The organism is Massilia sp. GCM10023247 (assembly GCF_042653325.1).
In the GTDB taxonomy this organism is placed as follows: domain Bacteria; phylum Pseudomonadota; class Gammaproteobacteria; order Burkholderiales; family Burkholderiaceae_D; genus Telluria.
In genome coordinates, this window is record NZ_JBHSIB010000009.1 from 182,521 (window position 1) to 199,733 (window position 17,213).

Annotated in this window: 12 protein-coding genes; 7 read left to right on the plus strand and 5 right to left on the minus strand. The window is 63.6% G+C overall.

The annotated features are described in order from the left end of the window. The first annotated feature begins 645 nt into the window (after positions 1-645). The 3 genes from ACFPAH_RS08710 (at position 646) to ACFPAH_RS08720 (ending at position 4,678) form a co-directional block, all read left to right on the plus strand. Entirely contained in the window at positions 646-2,457 is a 1,812-nt protein-coding gene (locus ACFPAH_RS08710; protein ID WP_379743721.1) for a S8 family serine peptidase, read from the plus strand. 161 nt (positions 2,458-2,618) lie between these two features. Then, a complete protein-coding gene (gene dinB, locus ACFPAH_RS08715; protein ID WP_379743724.1) occupies positions 2,619-3,695 on the plus strand; it encodes a DNA polymerase IV in 1,077 nt (358 codons plus the stop codon). 86 nt (positions 3,696-3,781) lie between these two features. Next, positions 3,782-4,678 (plus strand): recombination-associated protein RdgC, encoded by an 897-nt coding sequence (locus tag ACFPAH_RS08720; protein ID WP_379743727.1) that lies wholly within the window; start codon positions 3,782-3,784, stop codon positions 4,676-4,678. A 59-nt stretch (positions 4,679-4,737) separates the two neighbouring features. Here ACFPAH_RS08720 and ACFPAH_RS08725 read toward each other — a convergent pair whose 3' ends face one another. Both ACFPAH_RS08725 and ACFPAH_RS08730 read right to left on the minus strand, forming a co-directional pair. Then, entirely contained in the window at positions 4,738-6,339 is a 1,602-nt protein-coding gene (locus tag ACFPAH_RS08725) for a catalase (RefSeq protein ID WP_379743730.1), read from the minus strand. 101 nt (positions 6,340-6,440) lie between these two features. After that, on the minus strand, positions 6,441-6,926 hold the full coding sequence (locus ACFPAH_RS08730) for an asparaginase domain-containing protein (protein ID WP_379743733.1): 486 nt from the start codon (positions 6,924-6,926) through the stop codon (positions 6,441-6,443). Between the two features lie 138 nt (positions 6,927-7,064). On the opposite strand from ACFPAH_RS08730, the gene ACFPAH_RS08735 reads away from it, so the two are divergent. Continuing rightward, complete coding sequence (locus ACFPAH_RS08735) at positions 7,065-7,820, plus strand: L-asparaginase (RefSeq protein WP_379743736.1); 756 nt, start codon at positions 7,065-7,067, stop codon at positions 7,818-7,820. Positions 7,821-7,966: 146 nt separating this feature from the next. Here ACFPAH_RS08735 and ACFPAH_RS08740 read toward each other — a convergent pair whose 3' ends face one another. After that, the gene (locus ACFPAH_RS08740; protein ID WP_379743739.1) at positions 7,967-8,950 is read right to left on the minus strand and encodes a D-2-hydroxyacid dehydrogenase family protein; all 984 of its coding nucleotides are present in this window, start codon (positions 8,948-8,950) and stop codon (positions 7,967-7,969) included. 349 nt (positions 8,951-9,299) lie between these two features. On the opposite strand from ACFPAH_RS08740, the gene ACFPAH_RS08745 reads away from it, so the two are divergent. Together ACFPAH_RS08745 and ACFPAH_RS08750 are read left to right on the plus strand one after the other, a co-directional pair. Then, positions 9,300-11,162, plus strand: a complete 1,863-nt coding sequence (locus tag ACFPAH_RS08745; RefSeq protein ID WP_379743742.1) for a phosphoenolpyruvate carboxykinase (GTP) — start codon at positions 9,300-9,302, stop codon at positions 11,160-11,162. Positions 11,163-11,391: 229 nt separating this feature from the next. Further along, a complete protein-coding gene (locus tag ACFPAH_RS08750) occupies positions 11,392-12,198 on the plus strand; it encodes a lipid-binding SYLF domain-containing protein (protein ID WP_379743744.1) in 807 nt (268 codons plus the stop codon). A 135-nt stretch (positions 12,199-12,333) separates the two neighbouring features. Here ACFPAH_RS08750 and ACFPAH_RS08755 read toward each other — a convergent pair whose 3' ends face one another. Continuing rightward, the gene (locus ACFPAH_RS08755; RefSeq protein ID WP_379743747.1) at positions 12,334-12,810 is read right to left on the minus strand and encodes a hypothetical protein; all 477 of its coding nucleotides are present in this window, start codon (positions 12,808-12,810) and stop codon (positions 12,334-12,336) included. A 141-nt stretch (positions 12,811-12,951) separates the two neighbouring features. On the opposite strand from ACFPAH_RS08755, the gene ACFPAH_RS08760 reads away from it, so the two are divergent. Further along, positions 12,952-13,977, plus strand: coding sequence for a MerR family transcriptional regulator (locus tag ACFPAH_RS08760; RefSeq protein ID WP_379743750.1), 1,026 nt, complete (start codon positions 12,952-12,954; stop codon positions 13,975-13,977). Positions 13,978-14,067: 90 nt separating this feature from the next. Here the strand turns inward: ACFPAH_RS08760 and uvrA are convergent, their stop codons facing one another. After that, entirely contained in the window at positions 14,068-16,917 is a 2,850-nt protein-coding gene (uvrA, locus tag ACFPAH_RS08765) for an excinuclease ABC subunit UvrA (RefSeq protein ID WP_379743754.1), read from the minus strand. Positions 16,918-17,213: the final 296 nt, after the last annotated feature.

Here is a 17,213-nt window from a genome sequence, read left to right on the forward strand (position 1 = left end):
ATCCAGTTCGTCTGACGTTTGTCATCGCGTCTGAAGAGGCCCGAATCATAGCGTATGGCTTCGCGAATGTGCAAGGGTTTTCCAGAAAAAATATGCAAAACACGTTCCGGCGCCGGTACGGCGCCCGGCCGTGCCGGCGGATGAGGTCCGCGTGGGGGTTGTGACACCATCGTCCCGTCGCCAACGAGGAGCCGATGCCGATGAACTTGCGGGCGACCCTCATCACCGGATGCGCTCGGCACTGCCGGGCCGCTCGCGATTTCGACAGTAACTTTCGATCACAAAGCAATGACTGAACTCAAGTTATCTTGCAGGGTGGCCGGAACACGGTCATTTTCCATGCCAATGACATACTTGAATGTCTTGCCTTATACGCAAGGTAATGGTTGTTGTGACGATGGTAAGGAATCGGTGCCGAAGCTTATTTGGTGTACATACGATCTTTGCAAATAAACGATTTTTTTGTTAATTCGGTCTCGTAAACCGTTGTGAAATCGCCTCATTCGATTCGAAATTCCCGGCGTGCATGATTACTCCGCAGTACATTTTCCAAGCCGCCAGTCGAGGGCGCGCCGGCACACAAAGCCGGTGACCATAAAACAAGGCAACCGCCTTGACGGAAAACTACACAACAAAGGGCTTAACATGAAGTCGACGCATTCGATTCACCCGAGTTTGTTGAAAATCGCTGTCGCAGTCTCCATCGCTACCGGTTCGCTGGGCCTGGCCCAGGCCGCCGGCATCGCCCCCGAAGCCCAGGTCGCTGGCTCGCAACACATCCTCGGCACCGACCGCCTGATCGTGAAGTACAAGGATGCCGGCTCGGCCGTGTTCAAGGGCCAGGGCACGCCGGCCATGACCGCTGCGCGCCAGGCGATCGCCGACCGCGCCGGCCAGGAATTCGGGATGAAGGTCAAGGCGCTGCGCACCACCGCCACCGGCGCCCACGTCCTCAAAATCGACCGCAAGGTGACGAACCAGGAAGCCGAAGCGCTGGCGAAGGAACTGATGGCGCGCGACGCCTCGATCGAATACGCCGAGCCCGACCGCATCCTGCGCAAGATGGCCACCCCGACCGACCCGATGTACACCCAGCAGTGGCACTACTACGAAGCCACGGGCGGCCTGCGCCTGCCGGCAGCCTGGGACAGCTCGACCGGCGTGGGCGCCCGCGTCGCCGTGATCGACACCGGCATTCGTCCGCACGCCGACCTCTCCGGCCAGATCCTGGCCGGCTACGACTTCATTTCCGACGCCGCGATCGCCAACGACGGCGGCGGCCGCGATTCGGATGCCTCCGATCCGGGCGACTGGACCGCCGCCGGCGAATGTGCCGCCGGCGAGCCGGCTTCGAATTCGAGCTGGCACGGCACCCACGTGGCCGGCACGGTGGCCGCCGCCACCAACAACGGCACCGGCGTGGCCGGCGTTGCCTACGGCGCCAAGATCGTGCCGGTGCGCGTGCTCGGCAAGTGCGGCGGCTATACCTCCGACATCGCCGACGCCATCGTCTGGTCGTCGGGCGGCGCCGTGACCGGCGTGCCGAACATCGCAGCCCGTGCCCACGTGATCAACATGTCGCTCGGCGGCGGCGGCGCCTGCGGCACCACCACCCAGAACGCGATCAACAGCGCCCGTTCGCGCGGCACCGTCGTCATCGTCGCCGCCGGCAACGAGAACATGAACGCCAGCAACTCGAACCCGGCCAACTGCGCCGGTGTCGTGACCGTCGCGGCCACCAACCGCAACGGCGCCCGCGCACCGTATTCGAACTACGGCACCGTGGTCGACGTGGCGGCGCCGGGCGGCGACGCCAACGGCTACATCATCTCGACGCTCAACGCCGGCACCAGCTCGCCGGGCGCGGACAACTATGCCGGCTACCAGGGCACCTCGATGGCGACCCCGCACGTGGCCGGCGTGGCGGCGCTGATGATCGCCCGGAACAGCGCGCTGACCCCGGACGAGATCGAGTCCAAGCTCAAGAGCACCGCGCGTCCGTTCCCGGGCACCTGCACCAGTTGCGGCACCGGTATCGTCGATGCCGCCGCCGCCGTGGCTTCGGCCACCGGCACCACCCCGCCGCCAACGACGATCAACGAGACCGAGTCGAACAACACGATCTCGAGCGCGAACGCGGTCAGCGCCAGCGGTACGGTGGTCAACGGCAACATGAGCACCAGCACCGACACCGACTACTTCGTGGTCCAGCTGCCGGCCGGTAAAACCCTGACGGCGACGCTGACCCAGGGTTCGTCGACCAACGACTTCGACCTGTACATCTACAACAGCTCGGGGACGCAGTTGGCCAGCAGCACGAACGGCGCCGGCGCGACCGACACCGCTTCGGTGACGAATACCGGCACCACCACCGTGGCACGCTATGCCCGCGTGCGCTACTACAGCGGCGGCACCGGTTCCACCAGCGGCAAGTACACCCTCAAGCTGAGCTGGTAATCGCTGTTTCGGTAGCGAAGTGAAAAGACGCGCGGCCTGCCGCGCGTCTTTTTTCGTTTGCTCTCGTAGGGTGGACTCCCGAGGCCACCGCCCCTTGCACTCGGAGCCAATTGACGAGATACTGTACGGAATTACAGTAGTCGGCCCCGGCCGCCGCCCGAGTGAACCTCCCCGCACGTAAAATCATCCATTGCGATTGCGACTGCTTCTACGCGTCGGTCGAGATGCGCGACGATCCGTCCCTGCGCGGGCGGCCGCTCGCCGTCGGCGGCCGTCCCGACCAGCGCGGGGTGGTGGCGACCTGCAATTACGAGGCGCGGCGCTTCGGTATCCACTCGGCGATGGCCACCGCCCAGGCCATCAAACTGTGTCCGGAGCTGCTGGTGATTCCGCCGCAGATGGAAAAATACCGGATCGCCTCGCGCCAGATCATGGCCATCTACAGCGACTATACGGACCTGGTCGAGCCGCTATCGCTGGACGAAGCCTATCTCGACGTCTCGAATTCGCCCCATTGCAAGGGCAGTGCCACCTTGATCGCCCAGGAAATCCGCAGACGCATTGTCGAGACCGTCGGCATCACGGCCTCGGCCGGCGTGGCGCCGAATAAATTCGTGGCGAAAATCGCCAGCGACTGGAACAAGCCGGACGGGCTGTTCCTCGTGCGCCCCGAAGAGGTGGACGCCTTCGTGGCGGCGCTGCCCGTCAAAAAACTGCATGGCGTCGGCAAGGTCACGGCCGCCAAGCTGAATAAACTGGGCGCGCAGACCTGTCTCGATCTGCGCGGCTGGACGATGCAGGAGCTGCAGCACCACTTCGGCAACTTCGGCGCCAGGCTGCACGACCTGTGCCGCGGGATCGACTACCGCGAGGTCAGCCCCGAGCGCGAACGCAAGTCGGTCAGCACCGAGGAAACCTATACGAACGACGTGCCGGACCTGCCGGCCTGCCTGTCCCTGCTGCCCGATTTATACGAGCACCTGCTCGGCCGCATCAAGCGTGCCGGTGCCGAAAAATTCATCAATAAACTGTTCGTGAAAATCAAATTTTCCGACTTCCAGCAAACCACCGTCGAGTGCGTGGGCTATGCGCCACACCTGCCGACCTTCGCCCGGCTGATGGAAACCGGCTGGCTGCGCGCCAGCCGCCCCGTGCGCCTGCTGGGCGTGGGCGTGCGCCTGGGCGACACCGAGCACGTCGAGCAACTGCGCCTGTTTGACGAACACACAACACATTAAAACGTTGTTGTTGCCGGCTGAAAATACGGTGACATCAGCGTGTAAAATGTCGTTCCCCTGAAATACTGAGACAACAGAAAGCAACTATGTGGTTCAAGAATCTTCAGATTTACCGTCTGCCCGCACCGTGGGCTTTTACGCCTGAACAAATGGAAGAGGCGCTGGCGCCGCTGGCCTTCACGCCGGCCAACAGCAACGAGTTGCTGCGCCAGGGCTGGGATACGCCGCGTCCGAATGGCGGCTTGGTGCACGTCGTCAACAAGCAGATGCTGATGATGCTGGGCACGGAAAAGAAGCTGCTGCCGGGCTCGGTGATCAACCAGGTGGCCAAGGCCAAGGCGGCCGAGCTGGAAGAGCAGCAGGGTTTCCCGCCAGGCAAGAAGGCGATGAAAGAACTGAAGGAACGCGTGGCCGACGAACTGCTGCCGCGCGCATTCACGATCCGCAGCAACACCTGGACCTGGATCGACCCGGTCAACGGCTGGTTAGTCGTCGATGCCGCCAGCCCGGCCAAGGCCGACGACGTGGTAAAACTGCTGCTCAAGGCGGTCGACCGCATGCCGCTCGAATCGCTGCGCGTGCAGCGCTCGCCTGTCGCCGTGATGACCGGCTGGCTCGAATCGGACGAGGCGCCGTATAACTTCACGATCGACCAGGACACCGAACTGCGCGCCACCGGCGAGAGCCGTGCCGCCGTGCGTTACGTAAAACACTCGCTCGATCCGGAAGACATCCGCCGCCACATCGCCGCCGGCAAGCAGTGCACCCGCCTGGCCATGACTTGGAACAGCCGCATCAGTTTCGTGCTGACCGAATCGCTGGCGATCAAGGGCGTCAAGCCGCTCGACGTGATCAACGAAGGCGGTGCCGTCACCCACAGCGACGACGAGCGGTTTGATAACGACATGATGCTGATGACGGGTGAGCTGGCGAAGATGCTGGCCGACGTGGTCGACGCGCTGGGCGGCGAAGCGAAGGCGTAATACCCCACCGCTTGCCGGGCGCGCCTACCCACCGAAACGGACCCTTGCGGGTCCGTTTTCTATTTCGCCCCCGCCACCTCCTCGCTGGTCGCCGGCTCCTCCGCTTTCCCATTCGTGTATGTCGGCCCCTGGCGGTCCTGGTGCGGCGCCGGCTTGCCCTCCAGCGGCGGCAAGGCTTTCGCCTGCTCCAGGTCGACGCCGGCGATCTCCGCCACGCGGCGCCCGTAATCCTCGTCGCAATGCCACAGGTGCCACACCATGCGCAGCGCAATCGGTTCCGGGCACTGTTTCAGATCGCCGCCGACGTTGTTGACCAGGTCGTCGCGTTCCCAGTCCTCGAAGCTGCGGTAGCGTTCGCCCGCCTGCTTGTAGTCGCTGCGCGTCGCCGTCGTCTGGTAGCGTCCGAGATGGCCTTCCACGTACTGGTGGTAGTCGCGCTGCAGTGCCGGTGCCTCGCGCGTGCCGCCCATCAGGCTCGGCTCGTAGTTGATGTGCTTGTTGTCTCCGCTGTCGTCGACGTAATACGCCATCTGGCCGTCGCGCTGGTTGGTACGTGGCCGTGCCTTTTCTTGTGGCGCATTGATCGGCAACTGCAGGTAGTTCGGCCCGACCCGGTAGCGCTGGGTGTCGGAATACGACAGCGTGCGGCCCTGCAGCATCTTGTCGTCCGAAAAATCGATGCCGTCGACCAGCACGCCGGTGCCGAAGGCCGCCTGCTCGGTTTCGGCGAACACATTGTCCGGATTCCTGTCGAGCACCATGCGGCCCGCCGGCAGCAGCGGGAACTGGTCTTCCGGCCAGCGCTTGGTGTCGTCCAGCGGGTCGAAGTCGAGCTCGGGATGCTCGCCGTCGGCCATGATCTGGATGCAGAATTCCCATTCCGGAAAGTCGCCGCGCTCGATCGCCTGGTACAGGTCGCGGGTGGCGTGGCTGGTGTCGTGCGCCTGGATTTCCGCGGCCTGGGCGGTAGTGAGGTTGCGCACGCCCTGGCGCGGTTGCCAGTGGAAGCGCACCAGGTGGGCCACGCCTTCCTCGTTCACTAATTTATAGGTGTTGACGCCCGAGCCTTCCATTTCGCGGTAGTTGGCCGGAATGCCCCAGGGACTTTTCACCCAGGTGACCATGTGCAGGGCTTCGGGCGAGTTGGCGACGAAATCGTAGAAGCGCCACGGCTCCTGCTGGTTGGTCACCGGGTCCGGCTTGAAGGCGTGGATCATGTCCGGAAACTTGATCGCATCCCGGATAAAAAACACTTTCAGGTTGTTGCCGACCAGGTCCCAGTTGCCGTCGACGGTTTTCAGTTTCACGGCAAAGCCGCGCGGGTCGCGCGCCGTTTCCGGCGAGTCCTTGCTGCCGATGACGGTCGAGAAACGCACGAAAGTCGGGGTCTGCACCCCGACTTCGGTCAGCACCCGGGCGCGCGTGTACTTGCTGGCAGGCTCGTCGCCGATCTTGCCGTAGGCTTCGAAATAGCCGTGGGCACCGGTGCCGCGCGCGTGCACCACCCGCTCGGGAATGCGCTCGCGGTCGAAATGGGTGATCTTTTCGATGAACTGGTAGTTCTCTAGCGTCGCCGGACCGCGCTCGCCGACGGAACGCAGCGACTGGTTGTCGCGCACGGGATGGCCCTGGCGTGTAGTCAGGATGGGACGGTCTGACATGGGAACTCTCCTCTCGGTGCATGGAGAGAAAAGTATAGAAAGTTTATCGGCAGGGCAGCGCTATGCTGCCCCGCGGAATTTTTGTTTGATGGTTTTGCGTATCAGAGCGGCTGGAACACGCCGGCGGCGCGGTTCTTCGTGACGTTGTCCCACGCAAACACCTGGCCATTCATGGCCACGTAGACGCCGGCCGGCAGGGTCTGCGCCACGCCGCAGGCGAAGCCGAGGTTGAACAGGGCGTCCGAATTGGCGATTTCGTAGGGAATCATGGCGCCGGTGAGCACCACCGTCTTGCCGAGCGCGGCGGCACCGAGGACGGCAGCCGTTTGCGGCATGGTGTCGGTGCCGTGGACGATGACGATCGCCTTCTCGCCGGCGGCCTGGCAGGCCTCGAGCACGCGCTGGCGGTCGGCGTCCTGCATGTCGAGCGAGTCGAGCAGGGGCAGCAGCTCGAGCTCGACGGGAATGGTCATGCGGGCACGCTGAAGAACGGCCGGCAAATGGCTTTCTGCAAAGCCGAGCACGCCGGTCAGCTCGTTATAATGTTTGTCGAAGGTGCCGCCGGTGGCGATGAGTCGCAGGGTCATGTCGGTTTATACACGCAGTAAAAAAAGGTGGGTAATGATAGCCGTAATCGGTAGTGTATCCATATGTGACTGCGCTAGAATCGAATGGATCGGATGAGTAGACTGATCTTTTCTTAGGGCATGCCCCATCGAATTCCCATGAAAGCCGTAGCTCCAGGAACCGTTATTTTCCATCGTCATCGCGGGTATGGCGTGATCACCCACGTCAACCTGCTGACCGGCTGGATCTCCGCGCGCTTCGGCAACGAAGCGCGCACGCTCGACCTGAACCTGTCCACCGACGAAGTCCAGCACGCCGACGGCGAGCCGATCCTGTTCCGGCGCGCGCCGCCCGACCGCATGCCGCACGCGCGCCTGATGGCCGTGGTGCGCGCACTACACCAGGCCGGCTACCAGAAGCTGTACCTGTATTCCTGGCCGAAGCCGTCCGGACTGCACTGGCGCTGGCACCTGTTTACGGGACAGCGCAACTGGATGCAGCGCTCCTGGCGCGAAGGCTGGTATGGCTCGGGCGCCGAGTACAACAACAATCCGGTGATGGGCTGGGGAGACTTGCCCGGCGCCACCACCGAAGAGTTGATCCATGCGCTGGCAAAATTCGACCCGCAGGGCCTGGCCCAGGCCCTGGGGCGCGACGAGGACCACACGGCCTGGTTCGCCGACGTGTGCGATGCCTTGCTGCCGGGTTACATGTACAGCCTGAATACCGAGCGCCCGGCCGACGGCCGCCTGATCGAGGCGCCGCCGGTGCCCGTGGTGCCGGTGCGCGCCGGCCTGCAGCCCTATAACGGCCCGGCCATCGGCTGGCCGCCGGGCTGGGCCGGCATGTGGACGAAAGCGCATGCGATGCCGGCGCGGCGCATCAAGCTGACGGGCGAGCCGGAACTGGGCTGAACCGTAGCGTGGTCGGCTACACCCGGCACGATGTCCAGACGCGCCCGATGCGCCGCCCACGCGTTCGACCGGCGAATGCGTAGCCGTGCTATATGCCCCGACCGATCAAGCGTCCATTGAACGCGTGGACGGCAGAGCCGTCCACCCTACAGCGCTTCGGGATTGAGAATATTCGTCGGCTTGCCTGCCGCGAAATTGACCACATTTTCGAACGCGGCGCGGAAATACACTTCGTAACTGTCCTGCTCGACATACCCCAGGTGCGGCGTCGCCAGCACCGTCGGGATGCGCAGCAGCGGCGCATCGGCCGGTAGCGGCTCGTCCGTAAAAACGTCGAGCGCCGCCATCCCCGGCCGGCCGGCGCGCAGCGCCGCCTCCAATGCCTCCGCTTCGACCAGTTCCGCACGGCTGGTGTTCACAAACAAGGCGTCCGGCTTCATGCGTGCCAGGTCGGCGGCGGTGACGATGGCGCGCGTGGCGTCTGCCAGGCGCAGGTGCAGGCTCAGCACGTCGGCCTCGGCGAACAAGGCTGCACGCGACGGCGCAGCCTCATGGCCATCGCTGCGCGCCGCCTGCCGGCTTGCCTCGCTGCCCCAGACCAGCACCCGCATCCCGAACGCCTTGCCATACCCGGCCAGCAGCTTGCCAATCTTGCCGTAGCCCCAAATCGCCAGGGTACGGCCGTGCAGCACCCGGCCTACGCCATTCAGTTGCGGATTGGTCGAGGCCGTCTGCCACAGCCCTTCCTTCAGGTTGTTCGCATAGGGAAGGATCTTGCGGCTGGCTGCCATGATCAGCGCCCAGGTCAGTTCGGCCGGCGCGACGGGCGAACCGACGCCTTCGGCAATGGCGATACCGCGCGCGCTGGCGGCGGCGACATCGACGTGCCCGCTCACCTTGCCCGTCTGCGAGATCAATTTGAGATTCGGCAGCTTCGCCAGCAGCGCGGCCGGCAGACTGGTGCGCTCGCGGATCAGTACCAGCGCCTCGTAGGGCGCGAGCCGGATGGCGAGCTGGCCCAGCCCGCGTGCAGAATTGTTGAACACTTTGACCTCATGACCGTCCAATATTTTGTAACAGTCGAGCGCGGGGGTAGCGTTCTGATAATCGTCGAGAATGGCAATTTTCATCGAAATTGAGCGAAGTTATTGATGAGCACGTAAAAGAATAACGGGTTCCCGGGGAATCGAAGTAGCCCACTACAATAGTCAACTATATTTCCTACATTTTTCATCCTGAAGACCTTGTATCGCGGTTTGTGAGGTGTACAATCGCCCGAATATTAAGGGTTTGACACCATCGAAGTGTATATCAGGCCCTGTTGCATTCGTTCCATGGCGCCTCGCCAGCGAGGCCGTCGACACGACCGCCGTACGCCGCGCTCCACTGGAGCCGGGATTGTCGCAGTGCAATCCCTGGCACACGACGATCCTGCCGTGCCGGGACAAGACAGAATTCTTAATTGGCATTGGAGGTACCATGAACCAGCCCGTGATGGGCGGCGTCGCCGCACTGAACGTTCCCGCTTACATCAAGCACGAAAAGCTTATCAATTGGGTCGCGGACATCGCCGCCCTGACCAAGCCCGACGCCATCTACTGGTGCGACGGCTCGGAAGAAGAGTACGACCGCCTGTGCGCCTTGATGGTCGAGGCCGGCATGATGAAACGCCTGAACCCCGCGAAGCGCCCGAATTCCTATCTGGCACAGTCCGATCCGTCGGACGTGGCGCGCGTCGAAGACCGCACCTTTATTTGCTCGGCCACCAAGGAACAGGCCGGCCCGACGAATAACTGGATGGACCCGGCCGAGATGCGCACGACGCTGAGTGGCCTGTTCGATGGCTGCATGGCCGGCCGCACGATGTACGTGGTGCCGTTCTCGATGGGTCCGCTGGGCTCGCCGATCGCCCACATCGGCGTCGAACTGTCCGATTCGCCTTATGTCGCCGTCAACATGCGCATCATGACGCGCATGGGCAAGGCCGTCTACGACGTGCTGGGCCTTGATGGCGAGTTCGTGCCCTGCGTGCACAGCGTCGGCATGCCGCTGCAGCCGGGCCAGCAGGACGTGCGCTGGCCATGCAACAGCACCAAGTACATCGTCCACTATCCGGAAACCCGCGAGATCTGGTCCTTCGGTTCGGGCTACGGCGGCAATGCGCTGCTGGGCAAAAAATGCTTCGCGCTGCGCATCGCCTCGAACATGGGCTACCAGGAAGCGCAGCAGGGCGGCACCGGCTGGCTGGCCGAACACATGCTGATCCTCGGCGTCGAGTCGCCGGAAGGTAAAAAACAGTATGTCGCGGCAGCCTTCCCTTCGGCCTGCGGCAAGACCAACTTCGCCATGCTGATCCCGCCGGGCTCGTTCAACGGCTGGAAAGTGACCACCATCGGCGACGACATCGCCTGGATCAAGCCGGGCGCCGACGGCCGCCTGTACGCGATCAACCCGGAAGCGGGCTACTTCGGCGTGGCCCCGGGCACCAACGACAAGACTAACTCGAACTGCATGTCCTCGCTGCGCGAGAACGTCATCTTCACCAACGTCGCGCTGACCGACGACGGCGACGTCTGGTGGGAAGGCATGACCAAGGAAGCGCCGGCGCACCTGATCGACTGGCAGGGCAAGGACTGGACCCCGGCGTCCGGCACCAAGGCCGCCCACCCGAACGCGCGCTTCACCGTGGCCGCCACCCAGAACCCGGTGATCGACCCGGCCTGGGACGACCCGGCCGGCGTGCCGATCTCGGCCTTCATCTTCGGCGGCCGCCGCTCGACCACGGTGCCGCTCGTCACCGAGGCGAACAACTGGGTCGAGGGCGTGTACATGGCCGCGACCATGGGTTCGGAAACGACCGCCGCCGCGGGCGGCCAGATGGGCGTCGTGCGCCGCGATCCGTTCGCGATGCTGCCGTTCATCGGCTACAACATGAGCGAGTATTTCCAGCACTGGCTCGACCTCGGCCGCAAAGTCGCCGAGAAGAACCCGGCCGCGCTGCCGAAGATCTACTGTGTCAACTGGTTCCGTACGGATGAGTCGGGCAATTTCGTGTGGCCGGGCTACGGCGACAACATGCGCGTCCTGAAGTGGATCCTGGACCGTACCCAGGGCCAGGCCGGCGGCAACGCCCACCTGTTCGGCACCACGCCGAACTACGGCGACCTGAACTGGGAAGGCATCGACTTCACCGACGGACAGTTCAAGCAGATCACCTCGATCGACCAGGACGCCTGGCGCGAAGAACTCACGTTGCACACGGAGCTGTTCGAAAAGCTGTCCTACCGCCTGCCGCAAGAGCTGGTGGCGACCAAGCAGAAGCTCGAGCAGCAGCTGAAATAAGTTTCTGAGGAGATGGTTGCAATAAGCAACCACATAAGCAGGTAAGGGATAGGCAGCCGCCTATCCCTTTTTTATTTCCTGGAACGCCGGCCACCCCCGCCGGCGCCGGCATCCGCTTTTTCGCAGGCCTGCCGATTTCTGCTGTTCAAACTAGCGCCCCTCCTTCGGTGCGTGGAATAGGCTGTCCTTTTCCACTGTGACCAAGGAGGGACGAGTCATGAAACCGACCATGAAACAGCTCGTTGCGACTTCTGTTGCCGTACTGCTGGCCGGAACGGCCGGCATTGCCGGCGCGCAGGTTGGGGCGGCGAAAGAGGCGGGCACGCCCGGCACGGCGCGCCAGGCCAAGGAAATGAAAAAAGGCATCGAGCACGTCAACAAGGCGGTCCAGGTCGTGCACCGGATGCAGCAAAACCCCGACATGCGGGCCCTGCTGCAGCGTTCGAAAGGGGTGTTCGTGGTGCCCGATTACGGCAATGCCGCCCTCGGTATCGGCGCACGCGGCGGCGCGGGCGTGCTGCTCGTACGCCAGGGCGACACCTGGAGCAACCCGGCTTTCTACAACTACGGCGGCGTTAGCATTGGCCCGCAAGCCGGTGCGGAAGGAGGGGCGATTGCTTTCGTGCTCAATGATCAGAAGGCACTCAACAGCTTCTCGCAGAACAACAAGTTTTCCTTGAATGCCGATGCCGGCCTGACCCTGGTGGACTGGTCGAAAAAAGGCGCGGGCGCTGCCGGCTGGGGCAATATCACGGCATGGGCCGACACCGAGGGCTTGTTCGGCGGCGCGGCACTGAGCGTGGCCGACGTCGATTACGACGAAGACGAAACCGCGGGCTATTACGGACGCCAGGTAGCCGCACGCGATGTCCTGGCCGGAAAGATCAGCAACCCGCAAGCGGCCAGCTTGCGCCAGGCCCTGGCCAGCGCCTCTGCCGGCAAGGCTGGCTCGACCATGGGAAGCAGCGCCACGCATGGCACGACCTCGAGCGGCGAAGGCAAGCGCAGGGACGCGGACGCCGAGCGTAGCCGTTAAGGTGTCGCGCGCAGCGCCCGCGTGACGGACTGCATCGGCCCGGGCGCCGGCCCTGGCCGGGGGAGCGTTCACCCCGGCAGGGCCGTGGACGGGGCCGAGGACCGCTGCAGCCGTCGAGCGAGCGGAGTACTGCGCTCACGCCTGCACCACCACCTCGGTCTTGGCGCCCATAAACTCGTCGAACAGGCGCCGGTGGCAGGCATACGACATCGCGTCTTCCCGTGTGTAATACCCTTCCACCCATCCCAGCAGGAAGGGCAGTTTTTCCTGCTGGGCTTCCATTGACGCGTACTTGTGCGCTTCCCAGGGGCGCCGGCGGTTGTTTTCGAGACAGACGCCGAGGCCGGGATTCATGAATACCAGCTCGGAGCAGCAGGGCAGCGCGCGCTCCGCCAGGTCGCCGTAGCAGCCTTCGGCCACCCAGGCAGCATGGCCGCTGACGAAGGCCAGCAGGTCTGCCCGCACCAGGTCCGGCGCGCGTGGCACGGCGATCTTGCCCGGTTCCCACACGAGGGTGTCCAGGTCAAGGTGGACCAGATCGTGCCGTGCGGCCAGTGCCTTGGCCCGGTGCGATTTGCCCGAGCCCGAGTTGCCGATGATGAGTATGCGCATGGTGTATTCCTTCCCTGTACCTGGCGGCTGTGCCTGCGATTTCCTTGGAGTATTAATATAAGGTATTCAAACGTAGGGCTTGACCCTGACGCAGCGTCAGGCCTCAACCTGTTCCTGCGCTCAAAAGAGAGGACATCAGGAATGCTGCTGAAAATTGGCGAACTGGCGAAACGCACCGGACTGACGGTCCGGGCGCTGCACCATTACGACGCAATCGGATTGCTCTCTCCTTCGGCGCGTTCCGATGCCGGCTACCGGCTTTATAACGAGGCTGACATCGCCCGCCTGCACCGCATCCTGGTGCTGCGCCAACTCGGGATGCCGCTGGCCGATATCGGGGCGACTCTCACCGAACCGCACCTGCCGCTCGCCGGCATGATCGCACACCAGATCGAGATGCTGAGCCGGCAGATCGATGGAGCGAGCATGCTGCGCAGCCGCCTGCAGCGCCTGCACGGCCAGTTGGCGAGCGGGCAGGAGCCGGATCCGGCCGACTGGTTGACTACTTTGGAGCAGATGACGATGTACGACAAATACTTTTCGCAGGACGAGTTGCGGCAACTGCCGCTGTACACCCAGGCCGCGGAGGTCGAGGCGGAATGGAAGGCGCTGGTAGGCGAGGTACGCCAGCTGATCGATGCCGGCGTTCTACCCGCCGCTGCGCAGGCCAGGGCGCTGGCGCAGCGCTGGATGGCCATGGTGGCGCGCGATACCGGCGCCAACCCGATCCTGTTCGCGAAACTGAACACGATGCACACGCAAGAGCCCGCCGTGCAGGAACGTACCGGCATTACGCCGGCGGTGATGGCATTCGTGCTGGCGGCATCGAAGGAGATCCAGTTGACCGCTTACGCGAAATACCTCAACGAGGACGAGCTCGCCTTCATGCGCGCCAACCTCGGCAAGCGCGATGCCGAGTGGCCGCCGCTGGTTGCGCGGGTGCGCACGGCGATGGATGCCGGCTGCGCGCCCGATTCCGCCGAAGCACATGCGCTGGCGCACGAGTGGTTCGACCTTTTCCGCTCGTTTGCAGGGAATAATCCCGTGACCCAGCAAAAAATTCGCCAGGCGCTGGAGAATGAACCGGAACTGAAAGGGCCGGGAATGGTGGACCAGCGCATGCGCACTTTCATCCGTGCGGCGGCCGGAGCAATGCCGCGCGAGTAAGGCCGCGCACCGCAATGCCGCGCCAACGCCACGACAAGCGCGTAAAAAAGGCAGAGCCTCGGCTCTGCCTTTCCTCATGCTGCAACGCGCTTACTGGTTCAGCAGCGGTTTCAGGTACTTGCCCGTCACGCTGGCCGGATTGTCCGCCACCTCTTCCGGGGTGCCGGTCGCGACGATCCTGCCGCCGCCGGCGCCGCCTTCGGGGCCGAGGTCGACGATCCAGTCCGCGGTCTTGATCACGTCCAGGTTGTGCTCGATGATGGCCAGCGTATTGCCCTGGTCGCGCAGGCGGTGGATCACCTTCAGCAGCAAGTCGATGTCGGCAAAGTGCAGGCCGGTGGTCGGCTCGTCCAGGATGTACAGGGTGCGCCCGGTATCGCGCTTGGACAGTTCCAGCGACAGTTTCACGCGCTGCGCCTCGCCGCCCGACAGGGTGGTGGCGCTCTGGCCCAGCTTGATGTAGCCGAGGCCGACGTCGAGCAGGGTCTGCAATTTGCGCGCGATCACCGGCACCGGCTTGAAGAACTCGTGCGCGTCTTCGACCGTCATCTCCAGCACTTCGGTGATGCTCTTGCCCTTGTAGTGCACCTCGAGCGTCTCGCGGTTGTAGCGCTTGCCGTGGCAGACGTCGCAGGGCACGTACACGTCCGGCAGGAAGTGCATCTCGACCTTGATGACGCCGTCGCCCTGGCAGGCTTCGCAGCGCCCGCCCTTGACGTTGAACGAGAAGCGTCCGGCGCTGTAGCCGCGTTCCTTGGCGGTCGGCACGGTGGCGAACAGGTCGCGGATCGGCGTGAACAGGCCGGTATAGGTTGCCGGGTTCGAGCGCGGGGTGCGGCCGATCGGCGCCTGGTCGACCGAGATCACCTTGTCGAAGTGTTCCAGGCCGTAGATCGCGTCGTGCGGCGCCGGTTCCGTCTGCGAGCCGTACAGGTGGCGCGACAGGGCCGGATACAGCGTGTCGTTGATCAGCGTCGATTTGCCGGAACCGGAAACGCCCGTCACGCAGGTCATCAGGCCGACCGGCAGCCTCAATGTCTCGCCCTTCAGGTTGTTGCCGGTCGCATTCGTGATCAACAGCTGGCGCTCCGGGTTGGCCGGGGTGCGCTTCTTCGGCACGTGGATCTTGCGGCGGCCGTCCAGGTATTGCGCGGTCACCGAATGCTCGTTGTTCATGATCTGCTCGAGCGTGCCTTCGGCGATGATCTGGCCGCCGTGCACGCCCGCGCCCGGACCCATGTCGACGATGTAGTCGGCGGTGCGGATCGCGTCTTCGTCGTGCTCGACCACCAGCACACTGTTGCCGATGTCGCGCAAATGTTTGAGCGTGCCGATCAGGCGGTCGTTGTCGCGCTGGTGCAGGCCGATCGAGGGCTCGTCGAGCACGTACATGACGCCGGTCAGGCCCGAGCCGATCTGCGAGGCCAGGCGAATCCGCTGGGCTTCGCCGCCGGACAGGGTGTCGGCGCTGCGGTCGAGCGACAGGTAGTCGAGGCCGACGTTGTTCAGGAATTTCAAACGCGCGATGATTTCCTTGATCACGCGCTCGGCGATGTCCTTCTTGGCGCCCGTCAGTTCCAGGGTCTCGAAAAATTCCAGCGTGTCGCGCAGCGGCTTGTCCGACACTTCATAAATGGCGCGCTGCTGGGCGCCCTGGCCGATCTTGACGAAACGCGCCTCGGTGCGCAGGCGCGCGCCTTCACAGGACGGGCACTTCTTTTCGTTGATGAATTTCGACAGCTCTTCCTTCACCGCCATCGAATCGGTTTCGCGGTAGCGGCGCTGCAGGTTGTTGACGACCCCTTCGAAGGTGTGCTCGCGGATCACGGTGCGGCCGCGCTCGTTCACATAGGTGAACGGGATCGCGGTCTTGCCGGAACCGAACAGGACGGCGTCCTGGGCATCCTTCGGCAACTGGTCGAAGGGTTTGTCCAGGTCGAACTCGTAGTGGGTCGCCAGGTTCGACAGCATCTGGAAATAGAACTGGTTGCGGCGGTCCCAGCCTTTGACGGCGCCGGAGGCCAGCGACAGGTTCGGGAAGGCAACGATGCGCTTCGGGTCGAAGAACTCGATGTGGCCGAGGCCGTCGCACTGGGAGCAGGCGCCCATCGGGTTGTTGAACGAGAACAGGCGCGGCTCGAGTTCCTGCAGCGAATAGCCGCAGACGTTGCACGCAAACTTGTTCGAGAACACGGTTGCCTGCTCGGTGTCCATCTCGTAGGCGACGGCGCGGCCGTCGGCCAGGCGCAGCGCCGTCTCGAAGCTCTCGGCCACGCGCTGCTTGATCTCCGGATTGACTTTGACCCGGTCGATGACCACATCGATCGTGTGCTTTTCCGTCTTTTTCAGTTTCGGCAGGTCGTCGATCTCATAGATCTTGGCTGGATTGACGCCGCTCTGGATACGGAAACGCACGAAACCCTGGGCCTGCATGCCGGCGAAGAGGTCGGAATGTTCCCCTTTGCGGCCGGCCACGACCGGCGCCAGGATCATCAGTTTCGTGCCTTCCGGCATGGCCAGCACGGCATCGACCATCTGCGACACGGTCTGCGCGGCCAGCGGCTCGTGCGGGTGGTCCGGGCAATACGGGGTGCCGACGCGGGCGTACAGCAGGCGCAGGTAATCGTGGATTTCGGTGACGGTGCCCACCGTCGAGCGCGGGTTGTGCGAGGTCGCCTTCTGCTCGATCGAGATCGCCGGCGACAGGCCTTCGATCAGGTCGACATCCGGCTTTTCCATCAGTTGCAGGAACTGGCGCGCATAGGCCGACAGCGATTCGACGTAACGGCGCTGGCCTTCGGCATACAGGGTGTCGAAGGCGAGCGAGGATTTACCCGAGCCCGACAGGCCGGTAATGACGATCAGTTTGTTGCGCGGCAGGTCAAGGTTGATATTCTTGAGATTGTGAGTGCGGGCACCACGAATTCGAATTTCTTCCATTAAATTTTGGCAGGCTTTCAATAAGTTTGTGCGGGGCCGCGCACGATACTGTCGCGGTGAGCGGGCCAATCGGGGGGAATCTGCTAGTTTAACGCGTTTTTGTTCCGGCTGTACATTTGTCCAGTGGTTTGTGTACCAGCGATGCCAGCCTGTCATGCTGCGGGAGCATGCACGGGACTTCCCGGTCCTCCTATGTGGGCAGCATCGCGCGCCGTTCAATGACAAACTGTTCAGGATCCGAAAATAAATCCGCAACAGCGCCCAAGGGGCGCCTCTGTCGGCTGGAATTTTCGCGA